This is a genomic window from Bradyrhizobium sp. Ghvi, from assembly GCF_900115265.1.
In the GTDB taxonomy this organism is placed as follows: Bacteria; Pseudomonadota; Alphaproteobacteria; order Rhizobiales; family Xanthobacteraceae; genus Bradyrhizobium.
This window is the reverse complement of sequence record NZ_FOVU01000006.1, coordinates 204,706-227,014: the sequence shown is the minus strand read 5'-3', so window position 1 is coordinate 227,014 and position 22,309 is coordinate 204,706. Positions and strand designations below refer to the sequence as shown.

Annotated in this window: 12 protein-coding genes; 8 read left to right on the top strand and 4 right to left on the bottom strand. The window is 64.3% G+C overall.

Annotated features, from left to right (window positions below; genetic code table 11):
- The first annotated feature begins 198 nt into the window (after positions 1 to 198).
- The 6 genes from BM374_RS23935 to treY are packed head-to-tail and all read left to right on the top strand — an operon-like array spanning position 199 to position 14,208.
- The gene (locus BM374_RS23935; RefSeq protein WP_092297530.1) at positions 199 to 2,145 is read left to right on the top strand and encodes a maltotransferase domain-containing protein; all 1,947 of its coding nucleotides are present in this window, start codon (positions 199 to 201) and stop codon (positions 2,143 to 2,145) included.
- Positions 2,146 to 2,156: 11 nt separating this feature from the next.
- Complete coding sequence (gene treS / locus BM374_RS23930; RefSeq protein ID WP_092297526.1) at positions 2,157 to 5,450, top strand: maltose alpha-D-glucosyltransferase; 3,294 nt, start codon at positions 2,157 to 2,159, stop codon at positions 5,448 to 5,450.
- A complete protein-coding gene (gene glgB / locus BM374_RS23925) occupies positions 5,443 to 7,590 on the top strand; it encodes a 1,4-alpha-glucan branching protein GlgB (protein ID WP_092297523.1) in 2,148 nt (715 codons plus the stop codon). Before treS ends, glgB begins: the two co-directional genes overlap by 8 nt.
- Positions 7,591 to 7,593: 3 nt before the next feature.
- Positions 7,594 to 9,672, top strand: a complete 2,079-nt coding sequence (gene glgX, locus BM374_RS23920; RefSeq protein WP_092297520.1) for a glycogen debranching protein GlgX — start codon at positions 7,594 to 7,596, stop codon at positions 9,670 to 9,672.
- Positions 9,669 to 11,423, top strand: coding sequence for a malto-oligosyltrehalose trehalohydrolase (gene treZ / locus BM374_RS23915; RefSeq protein WP_092297517.1), 1,755 nt, complete (start codon positions 9,669 to 9,671; stop codon positions 11,421 to 11,423). The genes glgX and treZ overlap by 4 nt, the downstream gene beginning before the upstream one ends.
- A 1-nt stretch (position 11,424) precedes the next feature.
- The gene (gene treY, locus BM374_RS23910) at positions 11,425 to 14,208 is read left to right on the top strand and encodes a malto-oligosyltrehalose synthase (RefSeq protein WP_092297514.1); all 2,784 of its coding nucleotides are present in this window, start codon (positions 11,425 to 11,427) and stop codon (positions 14,206 to 14,208) included.
- A gap of 3 nt (positions 14,209 to 14,211) precedes the next feature.
- On the opposite strand, the gene BM374_RS23905 is transcribed toward treY, so the two are convergent.
- Positions 14,212 to 14,529, bottom strand: coding sequence for a polyhydroxyalkanoic acid system family protein (locus tag BM374_RS23905; RefSeq protein ID WP_092297511.1), 318 nt, complete (start codon positions 14,527 to 14,529; stop codon positions 14,212 to 14,214).
- A 183-nt stretch (positions 14,530 to 14,712) separates the two neighbouring features.
- On the opposite strand from BM374_RS23905, the gene BM374_RS23900 reads away from it, so the two are divergent.
- A complete protein-coding gene (locus tag BM374_RS23900; protein WP_092297508.1) occupies positions 14,713 to 14,877 on the top strand; it encodes a DUF3309 family protein in 165 nt (54 codons plus the stop codon).
- 158 nt (positions 14,878 to 15,035) lie between these two features.
- On the opposite strand, the gene ligD is transcribed toward BM374_RS23900, so the two are convergent.
- The gene (gene ligD, locus BM374_RS23895) at positions 15,036 to 17,717 is read right to left on the bottom strand and encodes a DNA ligase D (RefSeq protein WP_092297505.1); all 2,682 of its coding nucleotides are present in this window, start codon (positions 17,715 to 17,717) and stop codon (positions 15,036 to 15,038) included.
- A gap of 116 nt (positions 17,718 to 17,833) precedes the next feature.
- On the opposite strand from ligD, the gene ku reads away from it, so the two are divergent.
- Positions 17,834 to 18,718: a non-homologous end joining protein Ku gene (ku, locus tag BM374_RS23890; protein ID WP_092297502.1), complete on the top strand. Its 885-nt coding sequence runs from the start codon at positions 17,834 to 17,836 to the stop codon at positions 18,716 to 18,718.
- A 171-nt stretch (positions 18,719 to 18,889) separates the two neighbouring features.
- Here the strand turns inward: ku and BM374_RS23885 are convergent, their stop codons facing one another.
- Together BM374_RS23885 and BM374_RS23880 are read right to left on the bottom strand one after the other, a co-directional pair.
- A complete protein-coding gene (locus BM374_RS23885; RefSeq protein ID WP_092297499.1) occupies positions 18,890 to 19,579 on the bottom strand; it encodes a response regulator in 690 nt (229 codons plus the stop codon).
- Positions 19,576 to 22,299, bottom strand: coding sequence for a DUF4118 domain-containing protein (locus BM374_RS23880; RefSeq protein WP_092297496.1), 2,724 nt, complete (start codon positions 22,297 to 22,299; stop codon positions 19,576 to 19,578). Before BM374_RS23880 ends, BM374_RS23885 begins: the two co-directional genes overlap by 4 nt.
- Positions 22,300 to 22,309 lie beyond the last annotated feature (10 nt).

Sequence of the window (22,309 nt, the reverse complement as noted above, 5' to 3'; positions counted from 1 at the left end):
CGCAGCTTGCAGGCCTTCAATCGGCCGGTGGCATTGATTTTAACGAGGTCGAGGAAGAGGTTAGTCGGTCTTAACTCACAAACTGCGCCTGCTGTTCCCAAGGGAACCAATGACACACAAGCGGCTTTCTATAGTGGTATCAAGCGTAGGTTCCCGGCAAGGGAAACGGGCCCCTGCTTTCTTGTCAATGGCATCACCGTGAACAAGACAATTCAAACTGTCGAGAGTGCCGCTGCCGGCAGCGCTTTCCTGATCGAAGACGTCTATCCCTCGATCGACGGCGGCCGCTTCGCCGTGAAGCGGATCGCGGGCGATCGGGTCGAGGTATGGGCCGATATCTATCGCGACGGCGATGCCACCATCAGCGCCGCGCTGGTCTGGCGTGGCGAGCAGGAGCGGGAATGGCGGCGCGAGACCATGACCCATCACGGCGATGACCGCTGGTCCGGTGCGTTCGTGCCGACCGAAGCAGGCCAATATGTCTATGCCATCGAAGCCTGGACCGACGAATTCGCCACCTGGCGTCACGGGCTCGAACGCAAGCAGCTGGCCGGCGGCGATGTCACGCTCGATGCCATCGAGGGCGCGGGCCTGCTGACCAAGGCGCACGGCGCGCGACAGGACGCCGCGGCCGTGATAGCGAGGCAATGCGAGGACTATCTCGGCAGCGGCGACGTTGCGCCGCTGCTTGCCGCTGATCTCAGCGAAGCCATGGCCGAGAGCCAGGCGCGCCCCGACCTGACCCGCTCACGGAATTTCCCGCTTGTCATCGACCGCGACAGAGCGCGCTTCGGCGCCTGGTATCAGATGATGCCGCGCAGTCAGAGCCAAGTCGCCGGCCGGCACGGCACGCTCCGCGACTGCATCGCGCGCGTGCCCGATATCGCGGCGATGGGCTTTGACGTCCTGTATTTCACGCCGATCCATCCGATCGGCCGCACCAGGCGCAAGGGCCGCAACAATGCGCCTGTCGCGACCGAAGGCGAGCCGGGCTCGCCCTACGCCATTGGCGCGGCCGAGGGAGGCCACGACGGCCTGCATCCCGAGCTCGGCACCATCGAGGATTTCCGCGCGCTGGTCGCCACGTGCCTCGAATACGGGGTCGAGCTCGCGCTCGATTTCGCCGTGCAATGCTCGCCGGACCACCCCTGGCTGACGCAGCATCCGGAATGGTTCAAATGGCGGCCGGACCGTTCGGTGCGGACGGCGGATGGTCCGTATTCGGATATCGTGATCCCCGATTTCGCCTCGGTCGACCGGGCTGGGCTGTGGAATGCATTCCGCGATGCCATGCTGTTCTGGATCGATCATGGCGTCACCATCTTCGCGATCGACAACCACGACACCGCGCCGCTTCCGTTCTGGGAGTGGCTGATCCGCGACATCCGCTCGCGGCATCCGGAGGTGATCCTGTTCTCCAAGACGTTTGCGCGGCCGAAGCTGATGAAGGGCCTCGCCAAGCTCGGCTTCTCGCAGTCCTTCAGCTATTTCCCCTGGCGCACCGGAAAGTGGGAGCTGGAGCAATATCTCGGCGAAATGACCGGCTATCCGGAGCGCGACTTCTATCGCCCGCATCTGTTCGTCAACACCGCGGACCTCTTGCCTTATCATCTCCAGAGCGGTGAAAGCTGGATGTTCAAGTCGCGCGTCGCGCTGGCCGCCATGTTGTCCGGCAATTACGGCCTTTACAGCGGGTTCGAGCTGCTCGAGCACGAGGCCGTCGCGGGCCACGAAGAATATCTGGATTCCGAGAAGTACCAGATCCGCCAGCGCGACTGGGACAAACCCGGCAACATCAAGGCCTACATCGCGGCGCTCAACCGCATCCGCAACGACAACGCGGCGCTGCAGCAGACCGTCAACCTGCGCTTCCTGGGCATCGAGGACGGCGAGACTATCGCCTTCGTGAAGGAGGCAGCCGAACCGGCCAACACGGTCGTCGCAGCCATCGCCCTGTCGCGCCACGTACGCGAATTCTGGTTGCCGCTCGGCGACCTCACCATCGAAGTCGGCGGCGAACGCCGCCACGTCACGACACTCGAGAATCTCATGACAGGCGAACAGTCCCGCATCGAATGGGGCGGGATCAGGTTGCGTATCGATCCCGACCGCGATCCGGCGCTCGTGTTCCGCTGCCTGGCGTAAGGGGTCACGCCATGAATGTTCTGTCTTCCGTCGACACCAAGAAGGCTGAGGCTGCCGAGATCGTGGATGAGCTCTGGTACAAGGACGCCATCATCTACCAGCTCCACGTCAAGGCCTTCGCCGACAGCAACAATGACGGAATCGGCGATTTTGCCGGGCTGACCGAGAAGCTGCCCTATCTGCAGGATCTGGGCGTCACCGCACTTTGGCTGCTGCCGTTCTATCCCTCGCCCGGCCGCGACGACGGCTACGACATCGCGGACTACGGTTCGATCAATCCCGACTTCGGGACCATGAAGGATTTCAAGCGCTTCATCCAGGAGGCGCAGAAGCGGGGCTTGCGCGTCATCACCGAACTGGTGGTCAACCACACGTCGGACCAGCACAAATGGTTCAAGCGCGCGCGCCGCAGCCATCCGGGCTCGAGTGCTCGCAATTGGTATGTCTGGAGCGACACCGACCAGAAATACCAGGGCACGCGGATCATCTTCACCGACACCGAGAAGTCGAACTGGACCTGGGATCCCGAGGCCGGCGCGTTCTACTGGCACCGCTTCTTCTCGCACCAGCCGGACCTCAATTTCGACAATCCGCGCGTCGTCAGCGCCATCATCCAGGTGATGAAGCGTTGGCTGGATGCCGGTGTCGACGGCTTCCGGCTGGATGCCATTCCGTATCTCTGCGAGCGCGAGGGCACCTCGAACGAGAACCTCCCCGAGACGCACGCGATCATCAAGCGGCTGCGCCAGGAGTTGGACGCCTACTCGAAGGGCAAGCTGCTGCTGGCCGAGGCCAATCAATGGCCCGAGGACGTTCAGGAATATTTCGGCCGCGGCGACGAATGCCACATGGCCTACCACTTCCCGCTGATGCCGCGCATCTACATGGCAATCGCGCAGGAGGACCGCTTTCCGATCACCGACATCCTGCGCCAGACGCCCGATATCCCTGCGAGTTGCCAATGGGCGCTGTTCCTGCGCAACCATGACGAGCTGACGCTGGAGATGGTCACCGACGTCGAGCGCGACTATCTCTGGACCACCTATGCCAACGATCCACGCGCCCGCATCAATGTCGGCATCCGCCGGCGGCTTGCGCCGCTGATGGACAATGACCGACGCAAGATCGAGTTGATGAACTCGCTGCTGCTGTCATTCCCGGGCACGCCGATCATCTATTACGGCGACGAGATCGGCATGGGCGACAACATCTATCTCGGCGATCGCAATGGCGTGCGCACGCCGATGCAGTGGAGCCCGGACCGCAACGGCGGCTTCTCCCGCGCCGATCCCGCCCGCCTCTACGCCCCGCCTATCATGGATCCGGTCTACGGCTACGATTCGGTCAATGTGGAGGCGCAGTCGCGCAGCCTGTCGTCGCTGCTCAACGCGACCAAGCGGCTGATCTCGGTGCGCAAGTCGACGCTGGCCTTCGGCCGCGGCACCATGACCTTCATCCGCCCGGCCAACCGCGCCGTGCTCGCCTATGTCCGCCAATACCGCGACGAAGTGATCCTCTGCGTCGCCAACCTCTCCCGCGCGGCGCAGGCGACCGAGCTCGATCTGTCGCCGTGGAAGGACCGCATCCCGCAGGAGATGCTGGGACGTACCCGTTTTCCGGCGATCGGCGAACTGCCCTATATGATCACGCTGGGGCCTTACGGCTTCTACTGGTTCCAGCTCCAGGAGCGCGACAAGTCCGAGCCGGTCGTGCCGCGCGCGGTGCCGGAATTCGAGACGCTGGTCGTGCCGGTGAATTCGAACTGGGTCTCGCTCGCTCGCGAGCGCGGCGTGTTCGAGCGCGAGGTGCTGCCGGGCTTCCTGTCACGGACGCGGTGGTATCCCGAGCACAATCCCAAGCACATCAAGGCTACACTGACATCAGCGGTGCCCTTCAGCGACATCGGCGACAACAGGCCCTGGATCGCCTTTTTCGAGACGGGGCAGGACGACGTCACAACGCGTTACGTGCTGCCGATGCAGATCGAGTGGGTACGTTTCGACCGCGAGCGCTTCAACCCGAAGGCACTCGCCGCGGTGCGCCAGGGCGCACGCGAAGGCACGCTGCTCGATGTCGCTACCGACCAGATCTTCATCGGGCTTTTCCTGCGCGGCTTGTCGCAGAACCTGGTGGTGGAAGAGAACAATCTGCGGCTGGAGTTCAAGCCGACCAGCCGCTTCGCCGATTACATCGTGAAGGAGCCCGCGCGCATCCGGGCGGTCGAGCAGTCGAACAGCACTGCGCTGGTCGACAACCAATATGTCGCCAAGATCTATCGCCGGCTCGAAAGCGGTGCCAACCCGGAGATCGAGATCGGCCGCTATCTCACGGAGGTCGCGCGCTTTCCCAACACGCCGGCGCTGCTCGGCAGCGTCGAGCTGGTCGAGGGCGACAGAAGCAGCGCGCTCGGCGTGCTGCATGCCTATGTCGAGAACCAGGGGGATGGCTGGACCGTCACCACGGGCTATCTCGACCGCTATATCGACGAGCAACGGGTGTTGCCAGCGGGTGAAACCCACCGCGAGACCCAGGAGCAGGCACCCTATCTGCACTTCATGGCCCAGATCGGCCGCCGGCTCGCCGAGCTGCACATGGCGCTCGCCGCCGCAGGATCCGCCGACCTTGCTCCCGAACCGATCGGTCCTGCGGACGTCAAGCGCTGGACGATCGATCTCAAGACACGCGCGGAACGTGTTCTCGACCAGCTCGCCAACAGCCGGGACGGCCTGCGCGAAGCCGACCGTCCGCTGATCGATCAACTCGTCGCATTGCGTACGACCTTGCCGGACCATATCAGCGCGCTCTTGCCATCCGACGTTGGCGGGTTGAACATCCGTCATCATGGCGACTTCCGTCTCGGGCAAACTCTGATCGTGAAGGATGACATCTTCATCATCGACTTCGACGGCGATCCACATTTGGCGCTGGCCGACAAGTGGCGCAGGCTACCGGCCGCGCGCGACGTCGCGGGCCTGGTCCGCTCGATTGATCTTTCGGTTAACGCGGCGCTTACCCGGGCGCTGTCGGGCGGGAGTGACGAACAGGACCGGATTGCCACCGCGCTCGACGAATGGCGCAAACATGCCACCGCGACCTTCCTGTCCGCCTACCGCGAGGCCATGACCGACCGACGGCTCTGGCCGGAAGAGAACCTTTCCGCGGAAAGCATGTTAAGGTTTTTCCTGCTTGATCAAGCGTTCGACGAGGTAGAGTACGAGCTGTCCCACCGGCCTGAGGGGCTCCATGCGCCGCTGACCGGCCTGCTTCGCATTCTGTCCAGTGCCGTGAGCGAAGCCCATGCCTAAACTGCCTGCCGAAGCCTATGCGATCATCGAGGGGCGCCACTCCGACCCCTTCCACTATCTCGGGCTGCATCCCGAGGGAGGCAAGAGCGTGGTGCGCGCGTTCCTGCCCGAAGCGACCAACGTCGAAGCGGTCGGCGAGCATGGCGAGGTCGCCAAGCTCGACCGTGTTCACGATTCCGGCCTGTTCATCGGCGCGCTGCCGAATGGCTCGAAGCACTATCAGCTCCGCGCAAAGTTCGGGGACAACGTCGTCGAGTTCGAGGACGCCTACCGGTTTCCGACGATCCTGTCCGATTTCGACCTCTATTTGCTCGGCGAAGGCACCCATCAGCGCATCTACGACAAGCTCGGCGCGCATCCGATGCGGCTCGAAGGCGTCGACGGAATCGGCTTCGTCGTACTGGCGCCGAATGCGCGGCGCGTGTCGGTAGTCGGCGATTTCAATTTCTGGGACGGGCGGCGTCACCCGATGCGGGTGCGCGGCGCCGGCTATTGGGAATTGTTCGTCCCGAACGCCAAGCCCGGAGACCACTACAAGTTCGAAATCATCGGGCCGCACGGCCATCTGTTGCCGCTGAAATCCGACCCGCTGGCATTTGCGACCGAGCTGCGGCCGAAGACGGCCTCCATCGTGTTCGACGAAGCGCACCTGCCGCGGCCGCGTCCCGCGCCCGACGGCATCAACGCGCTGTCGGCGCCGATGTCGATCTACGAGGTCCATCTCGGCTCGTGGCGGCGCAAGGACGGCAATGAATGGCTGACCTATCGCGAGCTCGCCGAGCAGCTGCCGGCCTATGCGCGCGACATGGGCTTCACCCATCTCGAATTCCTGCCCGTGAGCGAGCATCCGTTCGACGGCTCCTGGGGCTATCAGCCGACCGGCCTCTACGCCCCGACCAGCCGCTTCGGCTCGCCCGAGGATTTTGCCGCATTGATCGACGCCTGCCATCGCGAAGGCATCGGCGTGCTGCTCGACTGGGTGCCCGGCCATTTCCCCGACGATCCGCACGGGCTCGGCCACTTTGACGGCACCTCGCTCTACGAGCACGCCAACCCGCTCCAGGGCCGCCACCTCGATTGGGGCACGCTGATCTACAATTACGGCCGCACCGAAGTGACCAACTTCCTGGTCTCGAATGCGCTGTTCTGGCTGGAGCGCTACGCCATCGACGGCCTGCGGGTCGATGCGGTCGCGTCCATGCTGTACCTCGACTACAGCCGCCCGCCCGGCGCCTGGATTCCGAACCAGTATGGCGGCCGCGAGAACATCGAGGCAATCAACTTCCTGCGCCGCTTCAACACCGAGCTGTTCGCGCGTTTTCCGCAGGCGACCACGGCGGCCGAGGAATCGACTGCCTGGCCGCAGGTCTCGCGTCCCGTGGAATTCGGCGGGCTCGGCTTCGGCTACAAGTGGAACATGGGCTGGATGCACGACACGCTGAACTACATCAGCAAGGATCCGATCCACCGCAAATACCATCACGGCGAGATCCTGTTTGGCCTGCACTACGCCTTCTCGGAAAATTTCATCCTGCCGCTGTCGCATGACGAGGTCGTGCACGGCAAACGCTCGATCTTCGGCCGCATGCCGGGCGACGAATGGCAGCGCTTCGCAAATTTGCGTGCCTATTACAGCTTCATGTTCGGCCATCCCGGCAAGAAGCTGCTGTTCATGGGCGGCGAGATCGCGCAGAGCCGCGAATGGAATCACGACCAGTCGCTCGACTGGCACCTGCTCGAATACAAGTACCATCAGGGCATCCAGGCGCTGGTCCGCGACCTCAACCGGCTCTATCGCGCGGTGCCCGCACTGCACCAGATGGATTGCGACCAGGCCGGCTTCGAATGGCTGATCACCGATGATGCCAACCGCAACGTGTTCGCGTGGCTGCGCAAGGGATTTGACGAGCACGCGCGGTGTCTGGTGGTGGTCAACTTCTCGCCCAATGTCTATCGCAACTACCGCGTCCCCGTGCCCTTTGCCGGCAAGTGGAAAGAGGTGTTCAATTCGGACTCCGCCCATTATGGCGGAACCAATGTCGGGAACATCGGCGAGGTCCAGACCGTTGCCGGTAAGGCGCCCGAGCTCCGCCTCACGGTTCCACCGCTCGCTGCGATCTTCCTCGTTCCGGAAAGCTGACCGATGCGCCTGACTGCTGGATCGCCCGCACGCCTCGGTGCAAGCTGGGACGGCCGCGGTACCAACTTCGCGCTGTTCTCTGCCAATGCGCAAAAGGTCGAGCTGTGCCTGTTCGACACCCAAGGACGCCGCGAGCTCGAGCGCATCGAGTTGCCGGAGCGCACCGAGGACGTCTGGCATGGCTATCTCAACGACGTCTCACCGGGCCAGCTCTTCGGCTATCGGGTGCACGGCCCCTATGAGCCCGAGCACGGCCACCGCTTCAATGCCAACAAGCTGCTGCTCGATCCCTACGCGAAGCGCCTTGCCGGACGTCTCGTCTGGAGCGACGCGCATTTCGCCTACCGCACCGGCTCGGCGCGCGAGGACTTGTCGTTCGACCGGCGCGACAATGCGCGCGGCATGCCCAAGGCGGTCGTGGTCGACGAGACCTTCAACTGGGGCCGGCGCGAGATTCGTCCCAACATCCCCTGGGAAGACACCATCATCTACGAGGCCCACGTCAAGGGCCTGACGCAGAAGCGCGACGACGTGCCGCCGAATTTGCGCGGCACCTATGGCGGCCTGTCGTCGCCCGCGATGATCGAGCATTTGAAGAAGCTCGGCGTCACCACGATCGAGCTGCTGCCGATCCACAGCTTCGTCGACGACCGCATCCTGGTCGAGAAGAAGCTTGCCAATTATTGGGGCTACAACACCCTGTCCTTCTTCGCGCCCGAGCCTCGCTACGCCCAGGACAATGCACTCGATTCCTTTCGTACCACGGTCGCGCGCCTGCACGACGCCGGTATCGAGGTGATGTTGGATGTCGTCTACAATCACACGGCCGAAGGTAACCATCTCGGACCGACGCTGTGCTATCGCGGCATCGACAACGCCTCCTATTACTGGCTGAACCGCGAGAACCCGCGCTACTACGACGACTTCACCGGCTGCGGCTCGTCGGTGAACCTGACCCATCCGCGCGTGCTCCAGATGGTGATGGATAGCTTGCGCTACTGGGTCGAGGTCTGTCACGTCGATGGCTTCCGCTTCGATCTCGCCACAACGCTTGCGCGCGGCCCGAACGGTTTCGATCGTGGCATCGCGTTTCTCACCGCGATCAGGCAAGATCCGGTGCTCGCCACCGTCAAGCTCGTCGCGGAGCCCTGGGATCTTGGGCTCGGCGGCTATCAGGTCGGCGCTTTCCCCTCGCAATGGTCGGAGTGGAACGACCGCTATCGCAGCGCCATGCGCCGCTACTGGAGCGGCGAGGGCAGCCTGATCGGCGATATCTCCAGCCGCATGACGGCCTCCTCCGATCTGTTCAATCATGACGGACGGCGCCCGCGCGCCAGCATCAACCACATCACCGTGCATGACGGATTCACGCTTGCCGACCTCTTCAGCTACAACGAGAAGCACAACGAAGCCAACGGCGAGGATAATCGCGACGGGTCCAACGACAATCACAGCAACAATTGCGGTGTCGAGGGGCCGACCGACGATCCCGAAATCCTCGCGCTGCGCCGGCAGCTGCGCAAGAATGCGCTGGCCTGTCTGATGCTGGCGCAGGGTATTCCCCTGATCCTTGCCGGCGACGAGGTCGGCAACACGCAGTCCGGCAACAACAATGCCTATTGCCAGGATAACGAGGTTGGCTGGGTCGGCTGGGACAATCTTGGCAAGGACGGCGAGGACATGGTCGATTTCGTCGCCGAGCTCGCCGACATCCGCCGCCGCTTCTCGCAGCTGCGCAGCCATCGCTGGCTCGACGGCCGGCCGAAGGATGGCATCTCCTACGGCGCGCTGTGGCTGACGCCCGAAGGTAACGAGATGACGGAGAGCGACTGGACATTCCCGGACGGGCGGTTCCTCTCTTATGTGATGGGGCCGATGGAACCCGGCAGCGCGGCGATCTTTATCGTACTGAACGCCGCCCCCGAAGAGATCGCATTCAAATTGCCCAAAATGCCCGAATACAAAAGCTGGCAGCAGATCCTGAACACGACGGATACCAAGCTGAACAGCGTTGATTTCCTGCCCGGAAGCGACAGCAAGGCGCCGCCGCGCTCCGTGCTCGCCTTCGCGGGGGCGCTATGAGGCCATCGTTCGGGGCGAAGCCGACCAAGGACGGCGTATCGTTCCGTTTGTGGGCGCCCGGTGCGCGTCGGGTCGATCTCCTGCTCGAGCGCCGACACGCGATGCAGCGCCGGCAGGACGGATGGTATGTCGCCGAGATTGCCGGCCTGCCCGTCGGCAGTCCCTATAAGTTCAGGATCGATGACGAGATCGACGTGCCTGATCCCGCCTCGGCATTCCAGCCCGAGGACGTGTTCGGCCCGAGCGAGGTGATCGATCACGATGCCTTCGCGTGGCGCGCGAAGGATTGGCGTGGCCGCCCTTGGGAAGAGACGGTGCTGATCGAGACCCATGTCGGCACCTTCACGGCGGAAGGAAGCTACCGCGCCATGATCGACAAGCTCGATCATCTCGTCGCGACCGGGATTACCGCGCTGGAGCTGATGCCGCTGGCCGATTTCGCCGGCCGCCGCGGCTGGGGTTATGACGGCGTGCTGTGGTACGCGCCCGAGAGTGCCTATGGCCGGCCCGAAGAGCTGAAGACGCTGATCGACGCAGCGCATCTGCGCGGGCTGATGGTGTTTCTTGACGTCGTCTACAATCACTTCGGCCCGGAAGGAAACTATCTCGGCCGCTACGCGCCTGATTTCTTCACCGATGCGCACACGCCATGGGGCAGCACGATCGATTATCGCGTGCCGCAGGTGCGGGCCTTCGCGGTCGAGAACGCGTTGTCCTGGCTCACCGACTACCGCTTCGATGGCTTGAGGCTCGATGCCGCCAACCACATCATGGCTGTCCCCGGCGAGCAGTCGATGCTGCAAGACCTCAGCGTCGCCGCCGGCGAGCTCGCCAAGGCCACGGGCCGGCACATCCATCTCGTGCTGGAGAACGGCGACAACCGCGCCAGCCTGCTCGACGCCGCGCAGGAGCCGCCGAACGGCAAATACCGCGCGCAGTGGAACGACGACTACCACCACGTCTGGCACGTGATGCTGACCGGCGAGCACGGCGGCTATTACGCGGACTATCAGACGCCGCGCATGGATCTGGCGCGCGCGCTCGCTTCGGGCTTCGTCTACCAGGGCGAGATCTCCGAATTCTGGGGCAAGAAGCCCCGCGGCGAGCCGAGCGGCGAACTACCGCCGGCGACCTTCGTCAATTTCCTGCAGAACCACGACCAGATTGGCAACCGGCCGCTCGGCGAGCGGCTCGAGAGCCTCGCATCGCCCGAGCAGATCGAGGCCGCACTCGCGGTGACGTTACTCGCCCCGATGGTGCCGATGCTGTTTCAGGGCGAGGAATGGGGCTCGAAAGTCCCCTTCCCGTTCTTCTGCGATTTCCAGGGCGGGCTCGCCGACGCCGTGCGCAAGGGCCGCAAGCAGGAATATGCCTGGGCCTACGCGAAGTATGGCGACGAGGTGCCCGATCCGCTCGACCCGGCCACGCGTCAATCCGCCGTGCTCGACTGGACGGGGCGCTCGCGGGAGCAGGATGCCCGGCTCGCGCTGGTGCGCGAGCTGCTCGCAGTTCGCCGCGACGAGATCATGCCACGGCTGAAAGGGGCGCGCTTCGGCAATGCCGAGGCAACGGACAACGGCGTACTCACCGCGCATTGGCGCATGGGTGACGGCGCGACGCTGCGTCTGGTGGCCAACCTTTCGGACAAGGATGTTGCACACTCCAGCAGCATGACGGGCGCGCCGATCTGGGGCGGCGCACCCCGCGACCGGCTACAACCCTGGTCGGTGATCTGGCTCCTCGGAGGTTGATATGCCTTCGGCGATTCCTCTTGCGACCTATCGGCTGCAGCTCACCTCGGATTTCGATTTCGACAAGGCCGCCGCGGTGGTGCCCTATCTGAAGGCGCTGGGAATCACCCATCTCTATGCTTCCCCGGTGATGAAAGCGCGCAAGGGCTCGACCCACGGCTACGACACGGTCGATCACAGCCAGTTCAATCCCGAGCTTGGCGGCGAAGCCGGTTTTGCGCGGCTGAGCGAAGCGCTGGCACGTCACGATCTCGGGCTCATCATCGATTTCGTGCCCAACCATGTCGGCGTGCATTTTTCCGACAATCCCTGGTGGCTGGACGTGCTGGAATGGGGCCAGGCCTCGCCGCATGCGGTCTCCTTTGATATCGACTGGGATCAATTGCCCTACCGCGCCCGGGGCGGCGTGCTGCTGCCGATCCTCGGGTCGTCCTACGGCGAGGCTCTGGAGCGCGGTGACATCGAATTGCGCTACGATCCCGGCGAAGGCAGCTTTTCCGCCTGGTATTTCGAACATCGGCTGCCGATCGCGCCGGAGCGCTATGGCGAGATCCTGCGGATGATCGTCAAGGAGGCAGACGCTGCCGGGACCGAAGCCGGCAGGCGCCTGCTCTCACTCGCTGCGCGTTATACCGGCTTGCGCCGCCCCAACCGCAAGGAAGCCCCCGGCTTCAAGGCCGAGCTGAAGGACATCGCGGGCGCTGCCGACATCATCAGTCGTGGCCTCGCCGCTTACCGGGCCGCCAAGGATCGCCCGGCGCAGACGCTGGCGCTGCATCACCTGCTGGAACGGCAGAACTACAAGCTCGGGCATTGGCGGCTTGCGTCGAGCGACATCAACTATCGCCGTTTCTTCGACGTCAACGGCCTTGCCGGCCTGCGCGTCGAGGACGCGAGCACCTTTGCAGCAACGCACCGGCTGGTGAAGCAGCTCGTCACCGAGGGCAAGCTGCAGGGTATCCGTCTCGATCACATCGACGGCCTGCGCGATCCCGCGCAATATTGCCAGCGGCTGCGCCGGCTGGTGCGCGACGCGCAGGGCAACGCAAAACCCTTCTACACCGCGATCGAAAAGATTCTTTGCGAGCACGAAACGCTGCCGCACTTCGCCGGCGTTCAAGGCACCACCGGCTATGAATGGATGAACGCCATCACTCAGGTTCTGGTCGATGCCAGGGGGCTGGATGCGCTGGACGAAACCTGGCGGCAGATCAGCAACCGGCCGCCGCGACTCGCGCCCTACGTCAAGGAGGCCAAAAGGCGCGTGCTGGAAACGCTCTTGACCAGCGAATTCATCGTGCTGACGCGCCTGCTCGCACGCATCGCCAACGGACACTATTCGACCCGTGATTTCTCCGCCGACAGCCTGCGGCAGGCGCTCGAATTGTACGTGCTGCACTTCCCGGTCTACCGCACCTATCTGACGCATAGCGGCCCGACCGCCCTCGATCGCAAGCTGATCGACGACACCATCGCGCGTGCCCGTGCCGAATGGTTCGCCGCCGACGAAGGCATTTTCGACTTCCTGCGCGATGCCCTGACCATGGACCTGCTCAAGCCCGGCCGTCCGCCGCACAGTGCACCGCGCGTGCGCCGCTTCGCGCTGAAGGTGCAGCAGTTCACCGGGCCTGTCATGGCGAAGTCGCTGGAGGACACCGCGTTCTATCAATTCCATCGGCTGCTCGCGCTGAACGAGGTCGGCGGCGACCCCGCGAGCAGGGGCCTCACGATCCCCGCTTTCCACGCGGCCATGCGCGCCCGCGCCAAGGAATGGCCGCAAGGGATGACCGCGACCGCGACCCACGACACCAAGCGCGGCGAGGACGCCCGCGCGCGCATCGCCGCGCTCAGCGAGATCCCCGGCGAATGGACCAGCGCGGTGGCGCGCTGGAAGGTGCTGAACGCGCCGCATCTCGCGCTTCACGGCCATCTGCGCGCGCCATCGGCAACCTTCGAATACATGCTCTACCAGACCCTGCTCGGCGCCTGGCCGCTCGAGGGACCGGACGCCAGCTTCGTCGAGCGCATCCAGGCCTATGCGCTGAAAGCCGCACGCGAAGGCAAGGAGGAGACGAGCTGGCTCAATCCGCACGAGGCATATGAGGGCGGCATCAAGGACTTCATCGCCAGGATCCTCGATCCGGCACTGTCAGGCGAATTCCTGGAAGCGCTCCAGACCCTCGCCCGGCGCGTCGCGCTGCTTGGCGCCCTGAATTCGCTGAGCCAGCTCACGCTGAAGGCGACACTGCCGGGCGTGCCCGATTTCTACCAAGGCACCGAATTCTGGGACTTGTCGCTGGTCGATCCCGACAACCGCCGGCCGGTGGATTTTGCCGCGCGAGAGGCGGCGCTGGGCGCGGTGGACAATCCGGATTGGCACGCCCTGACCAGGACCCGGACCGACGGCCGCCTCAAGCTGGCCTGGACGCGGCACCTGCTCAAGCTGCGTAACGGATTGCCCGACATCTTTGCACAGGGGGACTACCAGCCGCTCGACGTCCAAGGCGCGCACGCCGATCATGTCATCGCCTTCGCTCGCCGCCGCGGCCGCACCGCGGCGATCGTCGTGGTCGCACGCCAGTTCGCTCCCTTCACGCAAGCCGGCCGCGAATGGCCCGCCTTCGAAGGGTTTGACGCAACCGTCGACATCACCGGCTATACCGCGCCTCACCTTGCGAGCAATCACATCCCGGTCGCGCCGGCCTTCCGTGATTTTCCCGCCGCAATCATCGAAGCCCGTGCGGCAAGCGCCACCAGGCCTTCGCGGCAGCGCCTCAGCGCCTGAAGCCTACTTGCCCTCGTCCTTGGTCAGCAGCAGCTGCCCGCGCTTCTTGATCGTCGCCTGCGCCATCTCGGCAAAGCGCTGTAGCAGCCACGGCAGCACCACCTGCACCTTGACGTGATCGTCGGCGACATCGACCTGACCGCTCGCGATCTGGCCGAGCGCGCGAACGCGAAAGGCCAGAGAGTCGCCGTTCCAGCGCTCCTCCTCGACCTGCATCACCGGAATGCTCGCCGCGGCGCGGCCGAGGCCGGTCTTGAGCCGACGGACCGCCTCTTCGCGACCGAGGCGATGCGGAATGGAAACGACAAGCGGTGCTGACATGGCTTTGCCCCGTAATGACTGATCCTCACTTAATCATGCCAGCCCGACGAACAAAGGTTCCATGCAAGTTAGACCTGCCGCCCCGTTGCAAGGCCGGAACTTTAAAACCGGGGGCAAGTTGCCTCCGCACCACAGGGGACAGGTGCAAACGACCCTTTGAAAAAAGGGCTGGAGGAGATTCGCATGTCTATTGGCCTGATCGTTCTGATCATCCTGATCATCGCACTGCTCGGCGGCTTCAGCGGCATTGGCGGCGGCCCGTTCTATGGCACCGGCTATTACGGCGGCGGCGGCCTCGGGCTCGTCATCATCATTCTGCTGATCCTGGTGCTGATGGGAAGGATCTAGCGACACTGCGACGATCTGGTAGGGTCGGTTGGCCCCGCAAATGCGCGAACGAAGCTCATTTGTTCGGCGTAACCCACCTCTTTGGTTTCCACGCGCAGACACAAGGGGTGGGTTACGCCGAGCGATTGCGCTTTGCGCAATCGCAGGGTTAACCCACCCTATTTCTTTTTCCCCGCCAACTTTTTCATCGCCGCCTTGATCGAGGTGGCCGCGTCGTCATAGCCGTCCCAGGCCTTCGAGCGCGACAACAGGCCGGGCACCGTACGCAGCGTATACTTCTTCGGATCGAGATCACCCTTCACCTGCGCCCAAGTCAGCGGCATCGACACCGTGGCGCCGGCACGCGCGCGCGGCGACAGCGGAGCCACCGCGGTCGACATGCGGTCATTGCGCAGATAATCGAGGAAGATCTTTCCCTTGCGCAGCTTCTTCGACATGTTGAGCAGATAGCGCTCGGGATCGTCATCCGCCATCCACTGGCAGACGCCCTGCGCAAACGCCTTGGCCTCCTTCCAGTCCACCTTGTCGCGCGCGCCGTGAAGCAGCGGCACCACGACGTGGAGGCCCTTGCCGCCGGTGGTCTTGCAGAAGCTCTCCATGCCGAGATCGGTCAGACGCTGCCGCATCTCCTTCGCCGCCTGGACGACGTCGGCGAAGTCGACCTCAGGCGCGGGGTCGAGATCGAACACCAGCCGCCCCGGCGTGTCGTAGGCATTGGGCGCGCAGTTCCAGGGATGCAGCTCGACACCGCCGATCTGCGCAACGGCAGCGAGCCCCTCGATGCGGTCGATCTGCAAATAGGGCTTGCGATCGCCCGAGACTCTTGCGAGCTCCAGCAGGTTCGACGTGCCTTGCATGGCATGGCGCTGGAAGAAGCATTCGCCCTTGATGCCATCAGGGGCGCGAATCAACGAGCACGGCCGCCCCTTGAGGTGCACGATCATCCATTCGCCGACGGCCTCGAGATAGCGTGCGAGATCGAGCTTGGTGACCGGAGCACCTTCTCCATCATCGGGCCACAGCTCCTTGTCGGGCTTGGAGATGACGACACCCATCACCTCCGCGGTGCCAGCTGCCTGCTTCGCGGAGCGAACGGATTTCGCATTTGCGGAGGACTTCGCCCGTCCCCTGGTCGAAGGCTCGGCGAGCTCGGTATCCACAGGTGTCTCGGCCTCGACCTCCTCGGCTGGCTTGTCCTGACGCAGACCCTTGAACGCAGCCTGGCGGATATTGCCGTCGGCGGTGAAGCCGGCGAATTCGATCTCGGCGACGAGCTCGGGCTTCAGCCAATGCACGTCGCGGGTTTTCTTCGGTGCATTCTTGCCGCCGAAGGGACTCTCCTTGGCTTCCATGGCCTTCAGCGACGGCATGAGACGCTTGATCTTGTCGGCGCCAAAGCCGGTCCCGACCATGCCGACGAAGACGAGATGGTCGCCGCGATGCACGCCGGCCATCAAGGAGCGGAATTTGCCATTGGTGGTCTTGTAGCCGCCGATCACGACCTCATGGCCGGCGCGGCATTTTGATTTCGTCCAGCTCTCGGTGCGGCCGGAGCGGTAGGGCGCGTCCAGCTTCTTGGAGACCACGCCTTCGAGCTCGAGCTTGCAGGCCGATTGCAGCACCGCATCGCCGCCGCTCTCGAAATGCTCGACATAGCGGATCTGCGCCGACTTCCGCTTGCGCGCCTCCAGCAATTCCTTGAGTCGTGCCTTGCGTTCGCCGAGCGGCAGCCGGCGATAATCTTGTCCCTCGGCAAACAACAGATCGAAGGCAAAGAAGATGAGGTCCTCGGTCTTGCCATCCGACAGCGCGGCCTGAAGCGAGGAAAAATTCGGCGCGCCGGTGTGATCGAGCGCGACGATTTCGCCGTCGATCATCACGTCCGGCAGCGTGCCGGCCTCCTTCGCGATGCTCGCAAACTTATCCGTCCAATCGAGGCCCTTGCGCGTCTTCAGGGTCGCCTCGCCATCCTCGACCCGGAGCTGCACGCGATAACCGTCGAACTTGATCTCGTGGCACCAGCCGTCGCCCGCCGGCGGACGCTCGACCGAGGTGCAGAGCTGCGGTGCGACGAAATCCGGCATCTCCGAGACCTTTTTGGCGTTCGCGGCCGTCGTCGTCTTCTTGGCCGTCTTTCGCGCCTTCAACGCTGTGCGCGGCGCCGGCTGCACGGTCCTGCCTTTGGTCTCCTCCTTGCGATCGGACTGCCAGACCGCATCGGCCTTGCCCTTGCCCTTCGCCAACATGAACGGCTTGGGCGCGCGCCCCTTTCCTTCGGCGATCTGCTCCATCGCCCGGCCGGAGGCGACGGACTTGTCCTCCTCGAGAACGTCATTATCCGAGCCCTCGCGGACATATTCGTCGCGATGCTTGATCAGCAGCCAATTGGTGCGCTTCTCGCCGCCGCGGTTGCGCATGCGCACCAGCACCCAGCTGCCATGCAGCTTCTCGCCGTGCAGCGTGAACTTGAGGTCGCCTTTCTTGAAGCCGGCTTCCGGATCATCGCACTCCCAGGTGCCGCGGTCCCACAGCATCACGGTGCCGCCGCCATACTGCCCTTCCGGAATCGTGCCTTCGAAATCGCCATAGTCGAGCGGGTGATCCTCGACCTCGACCGCCAGCCGCTTGTCGTGCGGATCGAGCGAGGGCCCTTTCGTCACGGCCCACGACTTGAATACGCCGTCGAATTCGAGACGGAGATCGTAATGCAGCCGGGTCGCATCATGCTTCTGGATCACAAAGCGCCGCTGCTTCGAAGGCGCCACGGCGGTCTTGCCCGACGGCTCGGGCGTCTTCTCGAAATCACGCTTCTTTCGGTAAGTGGAGAGTTTCTGCAGCACGACCAGTCCCGCTTCTCTTTCGACATTCAGCCTATCACGGCCAAAGTCCCGCCCGGAACCAAAACCCCGGCGAACGGTTGGGGTTCCAAAACGCCTTGAAATCACTGGAGAATGGAATGGCCCCGCGTGCTTATTGGAAGGGAACGTTGAAGCTGTCGCTGGTCAGTTGCCCGGTCGTGCTCTATCCCGCGACCACCGCCGCCGAGAAGACGCGGTTTCACCTGATCAACCGTGAGACCGGGAACCGGCTCAAGCAGCAGATGATCGATTCGGAGACCGGCGACGTGGTCGAGAGCGACCAGAAGGGCCGCGGCTACGAGCTGCGCAAGGGCAAATATGTCGAGATCGAGCCGGAGGAGCTCGAGGCTGTCCAGATCGAGAGCAACCACACCATCGACATCGAGAGCTTCGTGCCGAGCGAGGAGATCGACCAGCGCTATCTCAACCATCCCTATTACATCGCGCCCGACGGCAAGGCGGCCGTCGATGCCTTCGCGGTGATCCGCGACGCCATGAAGGACCAGGACCGCGTCGCGCTCGCCAAGATCGTGCTCACCAACCGCGAGCACATCATTGCGATCGAGCCGCTCGGCAAGGGCCTGCTCGGCACCACCTTGCGCTTCCCTTACGAGCTGCGCGACGAGGACCAGTTCTTCGACGACATCAAGAGCCCGAAGATCACGAGGGACATGGTCGATCTCGCCGGCCACATCCTGCACACCAAGGCGGCGCATTTCGATCCGAGCAAGTTCAAGGACGAATACGAGACCGCGCTGAAAGCCCTGGTGAAACGCAAGGCGAGCGGCAAGACCATCGAGCTGCCCGAACCGGAGGAGCGCCCGAGCAACGTCGTCAGCCTGATGGATGCGCTGAAGCAGAGCCTGAAGGGTCGCGGCGGAAAGAAGACGGCGACGAAGTCCCATGCAAGACGGGCGACAGGGCGACGGCAAGCTGCGAGGAAGGCCCATCGTTCGACGGCGCGGCATCGGAAGGCTGGCTGATTTACGCCGTCAATGCGATGCGGGATCGCGCCACAACCCTCTCTCGTCATGCCCGGGCTTGAGCCGGGCATCCACGTCTATCCCGCGTGTTGAGGCGCGTGGATGGCCGGGTCAAGCCCGGCCATGACGAGTGTGCCTCAAGAAAGCGCTCGACGCTGCCGGCACAACGAGCTAATCCCCCGCCTTCAGCCGATACCCGATCCCCGTCTCGGTCAAAACATATTGCGGCCGTTCCGGATCGGCTTCGATCTTCTGCCGCAGCTGGCGGACGTAGACGCGCAAGTATTGTGCGTCGGTCAGCTCGTCCCAGAGCTCCTTGAGCAGAAATCTGTGGGTCAGCACCTTGCCGGCATGCTGCACCAGCACGCGCAGCAGGTCGTATTCCTTCGGCGACAGTTTTATCTCGCGCTCGCCGAGCTTGACGATGCGGCGGACGAGATCGACCGAGAGATCGCCGCTGCGAAACACCGGGCGTTCGCCCTGCACCTGGAGCTGGTGCCGCAGCGCGGCGCGCAGGCGCGCCAGCAGCTCGTTCATGCCGAATGGCTTTGTCAGATAATCATCGGCGCCGAGATCGAGCGCCTGCACCTTGCCGGCCTCATCGCCGCGGCTCGACAGCACCACGATCGGCACGCTCTCGTTGCGCGCGCGGATGGTACGTAGCAGCTCGTGGCCCTGGATGTCGGGCAGGCCGAGATCCAGGATGATCACCGCCGGCTGCTCGGCGAGCTTCTCCAGCGCGCCTCTGCCGTTCGACGCCTCCAATATCTCATAGCCTTGCGTCGACAGCCCCATCCGCAGCAATTTGCGGATCGGCGGCTCGTCGTCGATGACCAGGACCTTGATCGGGGCGGCGCTCATGCGGCGGTATCCAATGCCTGGGTCTGAACCGGGACCGGCAGACGGATGGTGAGGATCGCGCCGCTCCGGTCGTTGCGATTGGCGGCCGAGATCGTGCCGCCCATCGCCTCGACGAAGCCGCGGGAGATGGCGAGCCCGAGCCCGGTGCCGGGACGGATGTGATCGCCCTTCTGCACGCGATAGAACTTGTCGAACACGCTTTCGAGCTCGTCGGGCGGGATGCCGGCGCCTTCGTCGACGATATCAAGCACCACCTGGTCGCGCTCGCGCCGGCTCCTGATCGCGACAGTGGTGTCGAGCGGCGAATATTTCGCGGCGTTATCGAGCAGGTTGAACAGCACCTGCTCGAACAGCACGGCATCGAGCTCGAGCATCGGCAGATCCGCGGCGAGGACCAGCTCCACCTTGTGAGCAGTCAGGATCTTGGATGCCCGCCGCAGCGCGCTGCCGACGATCTCGCCGAGATCGTGCAGTGCCGTGTTGGGCACGATGGCGCCGGACTCGAGTTTGGTCATGTCGAGCAGATTGGCGATGAAGCGGTTGAGCCGCTCGGATTCGTCGATCACGGTGGCGAGGAGGTCGCGCTTCTCGGTGTCGGACAGCGCGCCGGCGAGATCGCGCATGGTCGAGGCCGCGCCCAGCACCGAGGCCAGCGGCGTCTTCAGATCGTGCGAGATCGAGGTCAACAGTGCGGAACGCAGCCGCTCGGATTCGACGGTGCGCTTGACGCGGTCCATGTCCTCGACCAGCAGCACGCGCTCGATCGCGAGCGCGCCCTGGTCGACCAGCGCGTCCAGCAGCCGGCGCTGGTCCGGCGTCAGCAGCGGGCCGGTGCGATCGTTGTCGATGCCGATCACCCCGATCGGCCCGCGCCCGGTGCGCATCGGCAGGAACAGCCGCTTTGCGCCCGGCAGCGTATCGGCACCGCGGCCGGCGGAGCGATCATTGCTCCAGGCCCAGTTGGCGGCGGCGAGGTCGGCCTGGTCGAGCTGATCTTCCGGCGGATAGCCGGATTTCACCGTCAAGAGCCCGTCCTCCGGCAGCAGCAGCACCACGCGGACCTTCAGCATCAACGCGATCTGATAGGCTGTCGCCCACAACACGTCGTCCAGCGTCGCGGTGCCGGCGAGCTTGCGGCTGAAGGCATAGAGCTGCTCGGTCATCCTGATCCGGCCGATCGCGGTGTCGGCCTGCGTGCGCACGCGGGCTGCGACGTTGGAGACGAGCATCGCCACCACCGTGAACAGGACGAAGGCGGCGACGTTGGTCGGATCGGTGATCGTGAAGGTGTAGATCGGCGGGATGAAGAAGAAATTGTAGCAGAGCGACGCCGCCACCGTCGCCAGCAGCGACGGCCACAAGCCGTAACGCACGGCAACCGCAACGACCGACGTCAGCAGCACGAGATCGACGTTCTCGATGCCGAAATGGGGCTGGATCAGTTCGGCGGCGCCGAGACCGATCAGCACAATTCCGAGCGCCTTCAGATAGGGCAGCGGATCGAACGGTTCGGGCCGCACTGCGGTTTGCACCGCGTTCCCGGCCGCGGCCTCGTCGGGCAGCTCGTTACCGGCGATGACATGCACGGTGATGTTGCCGGCGCGACGCACCAGGTCGTGCACGACCGAGCCGCGCGTCATCTCGAACCAGCGCGAGCGGGACGACTTGCCGATCACGATCTGGGTGACGTTGTTGCCTTGCGCGAAATTGATGATGTCGTCAGCGATGCGCCGGCCGACCGCCGGAATGGTCAGCGCCTCGCCGCCGAGCAATTCGGCGAGCCGCAGCGTATCGGCGAGCCGGTCGCGCTCCCTGTCCGAGAGTTGAAGCGAGCGGCGCGTCTCGATCGAGAGCGCGGTGAACGGCGCATGCAGCCGGTCGGCCAGCCGCTTCGTATACCGGACCAGCCCAGCTGCGCGCGGGTCCTCACTGACACAGACCAGGATGCGCTCGCCCGCGGCCCAGGGACCGGCGATGGCATTGGCCTGCATGTGAGTGAGCAGCTGCTCGTCGACCCGTTCCGCCGTACGCCGCAGCGCAAGCTCGCGCAGCGCGGTGAGATTGCCCGGCGAGAAGTAATGCTCCAACGCCCGCTCGGCCTGCTTGGGGACATAGACCTTGCCTTCGCGCAGGCGCTGGATCAGATCGTCCGGCGTGAGGTCGATCAGTTCGATCGCATCGGCGCGGTCGAAGATCGAATCCGGCACGGTCTCGCGCACGCGAACATGCGTGATCTGGGCGACGACGTCGTTCAGGCTCTCGATGTGCTGGATGTTGACGGCGGTGTAGACGTCGATGCCGTGGGACAGCAGCTCCTCGACGTCGAGATAGCGCTTGGGGTGACGACTGCCGGCAGCGTTGGTGTGGGCGAGTTCGTCGACCAGAGCGATCTTCGGTCGTCGCGCAATCACGGCGTCGAGGTCCATCTCTTCGACGATCTGTCCGCGGTAATCGAGCCGCTTGCGCGGGACGACTTCCAGTCCTCGCACCAGCGCTTCGGTTTCGGCGCGGCCATGGGTCTCGACGAAGCCGACCACGACGTCGATGCCGGCGTTGCGCCTGGCATGGGCGCTTTGCAGCATCTCGTAGGTCTTGCCGACGCCGGGGGCGGCGCCGACAAAGATCTTCAGCTTGCCGCTCGCGCTCTCCTCCCGGCGCGCGGCTTCCAGCAGCGCCTCCGGCGACGGACGTTGTTCGGGATCGCGACGCTGTTGAACCATCAGCCGAATA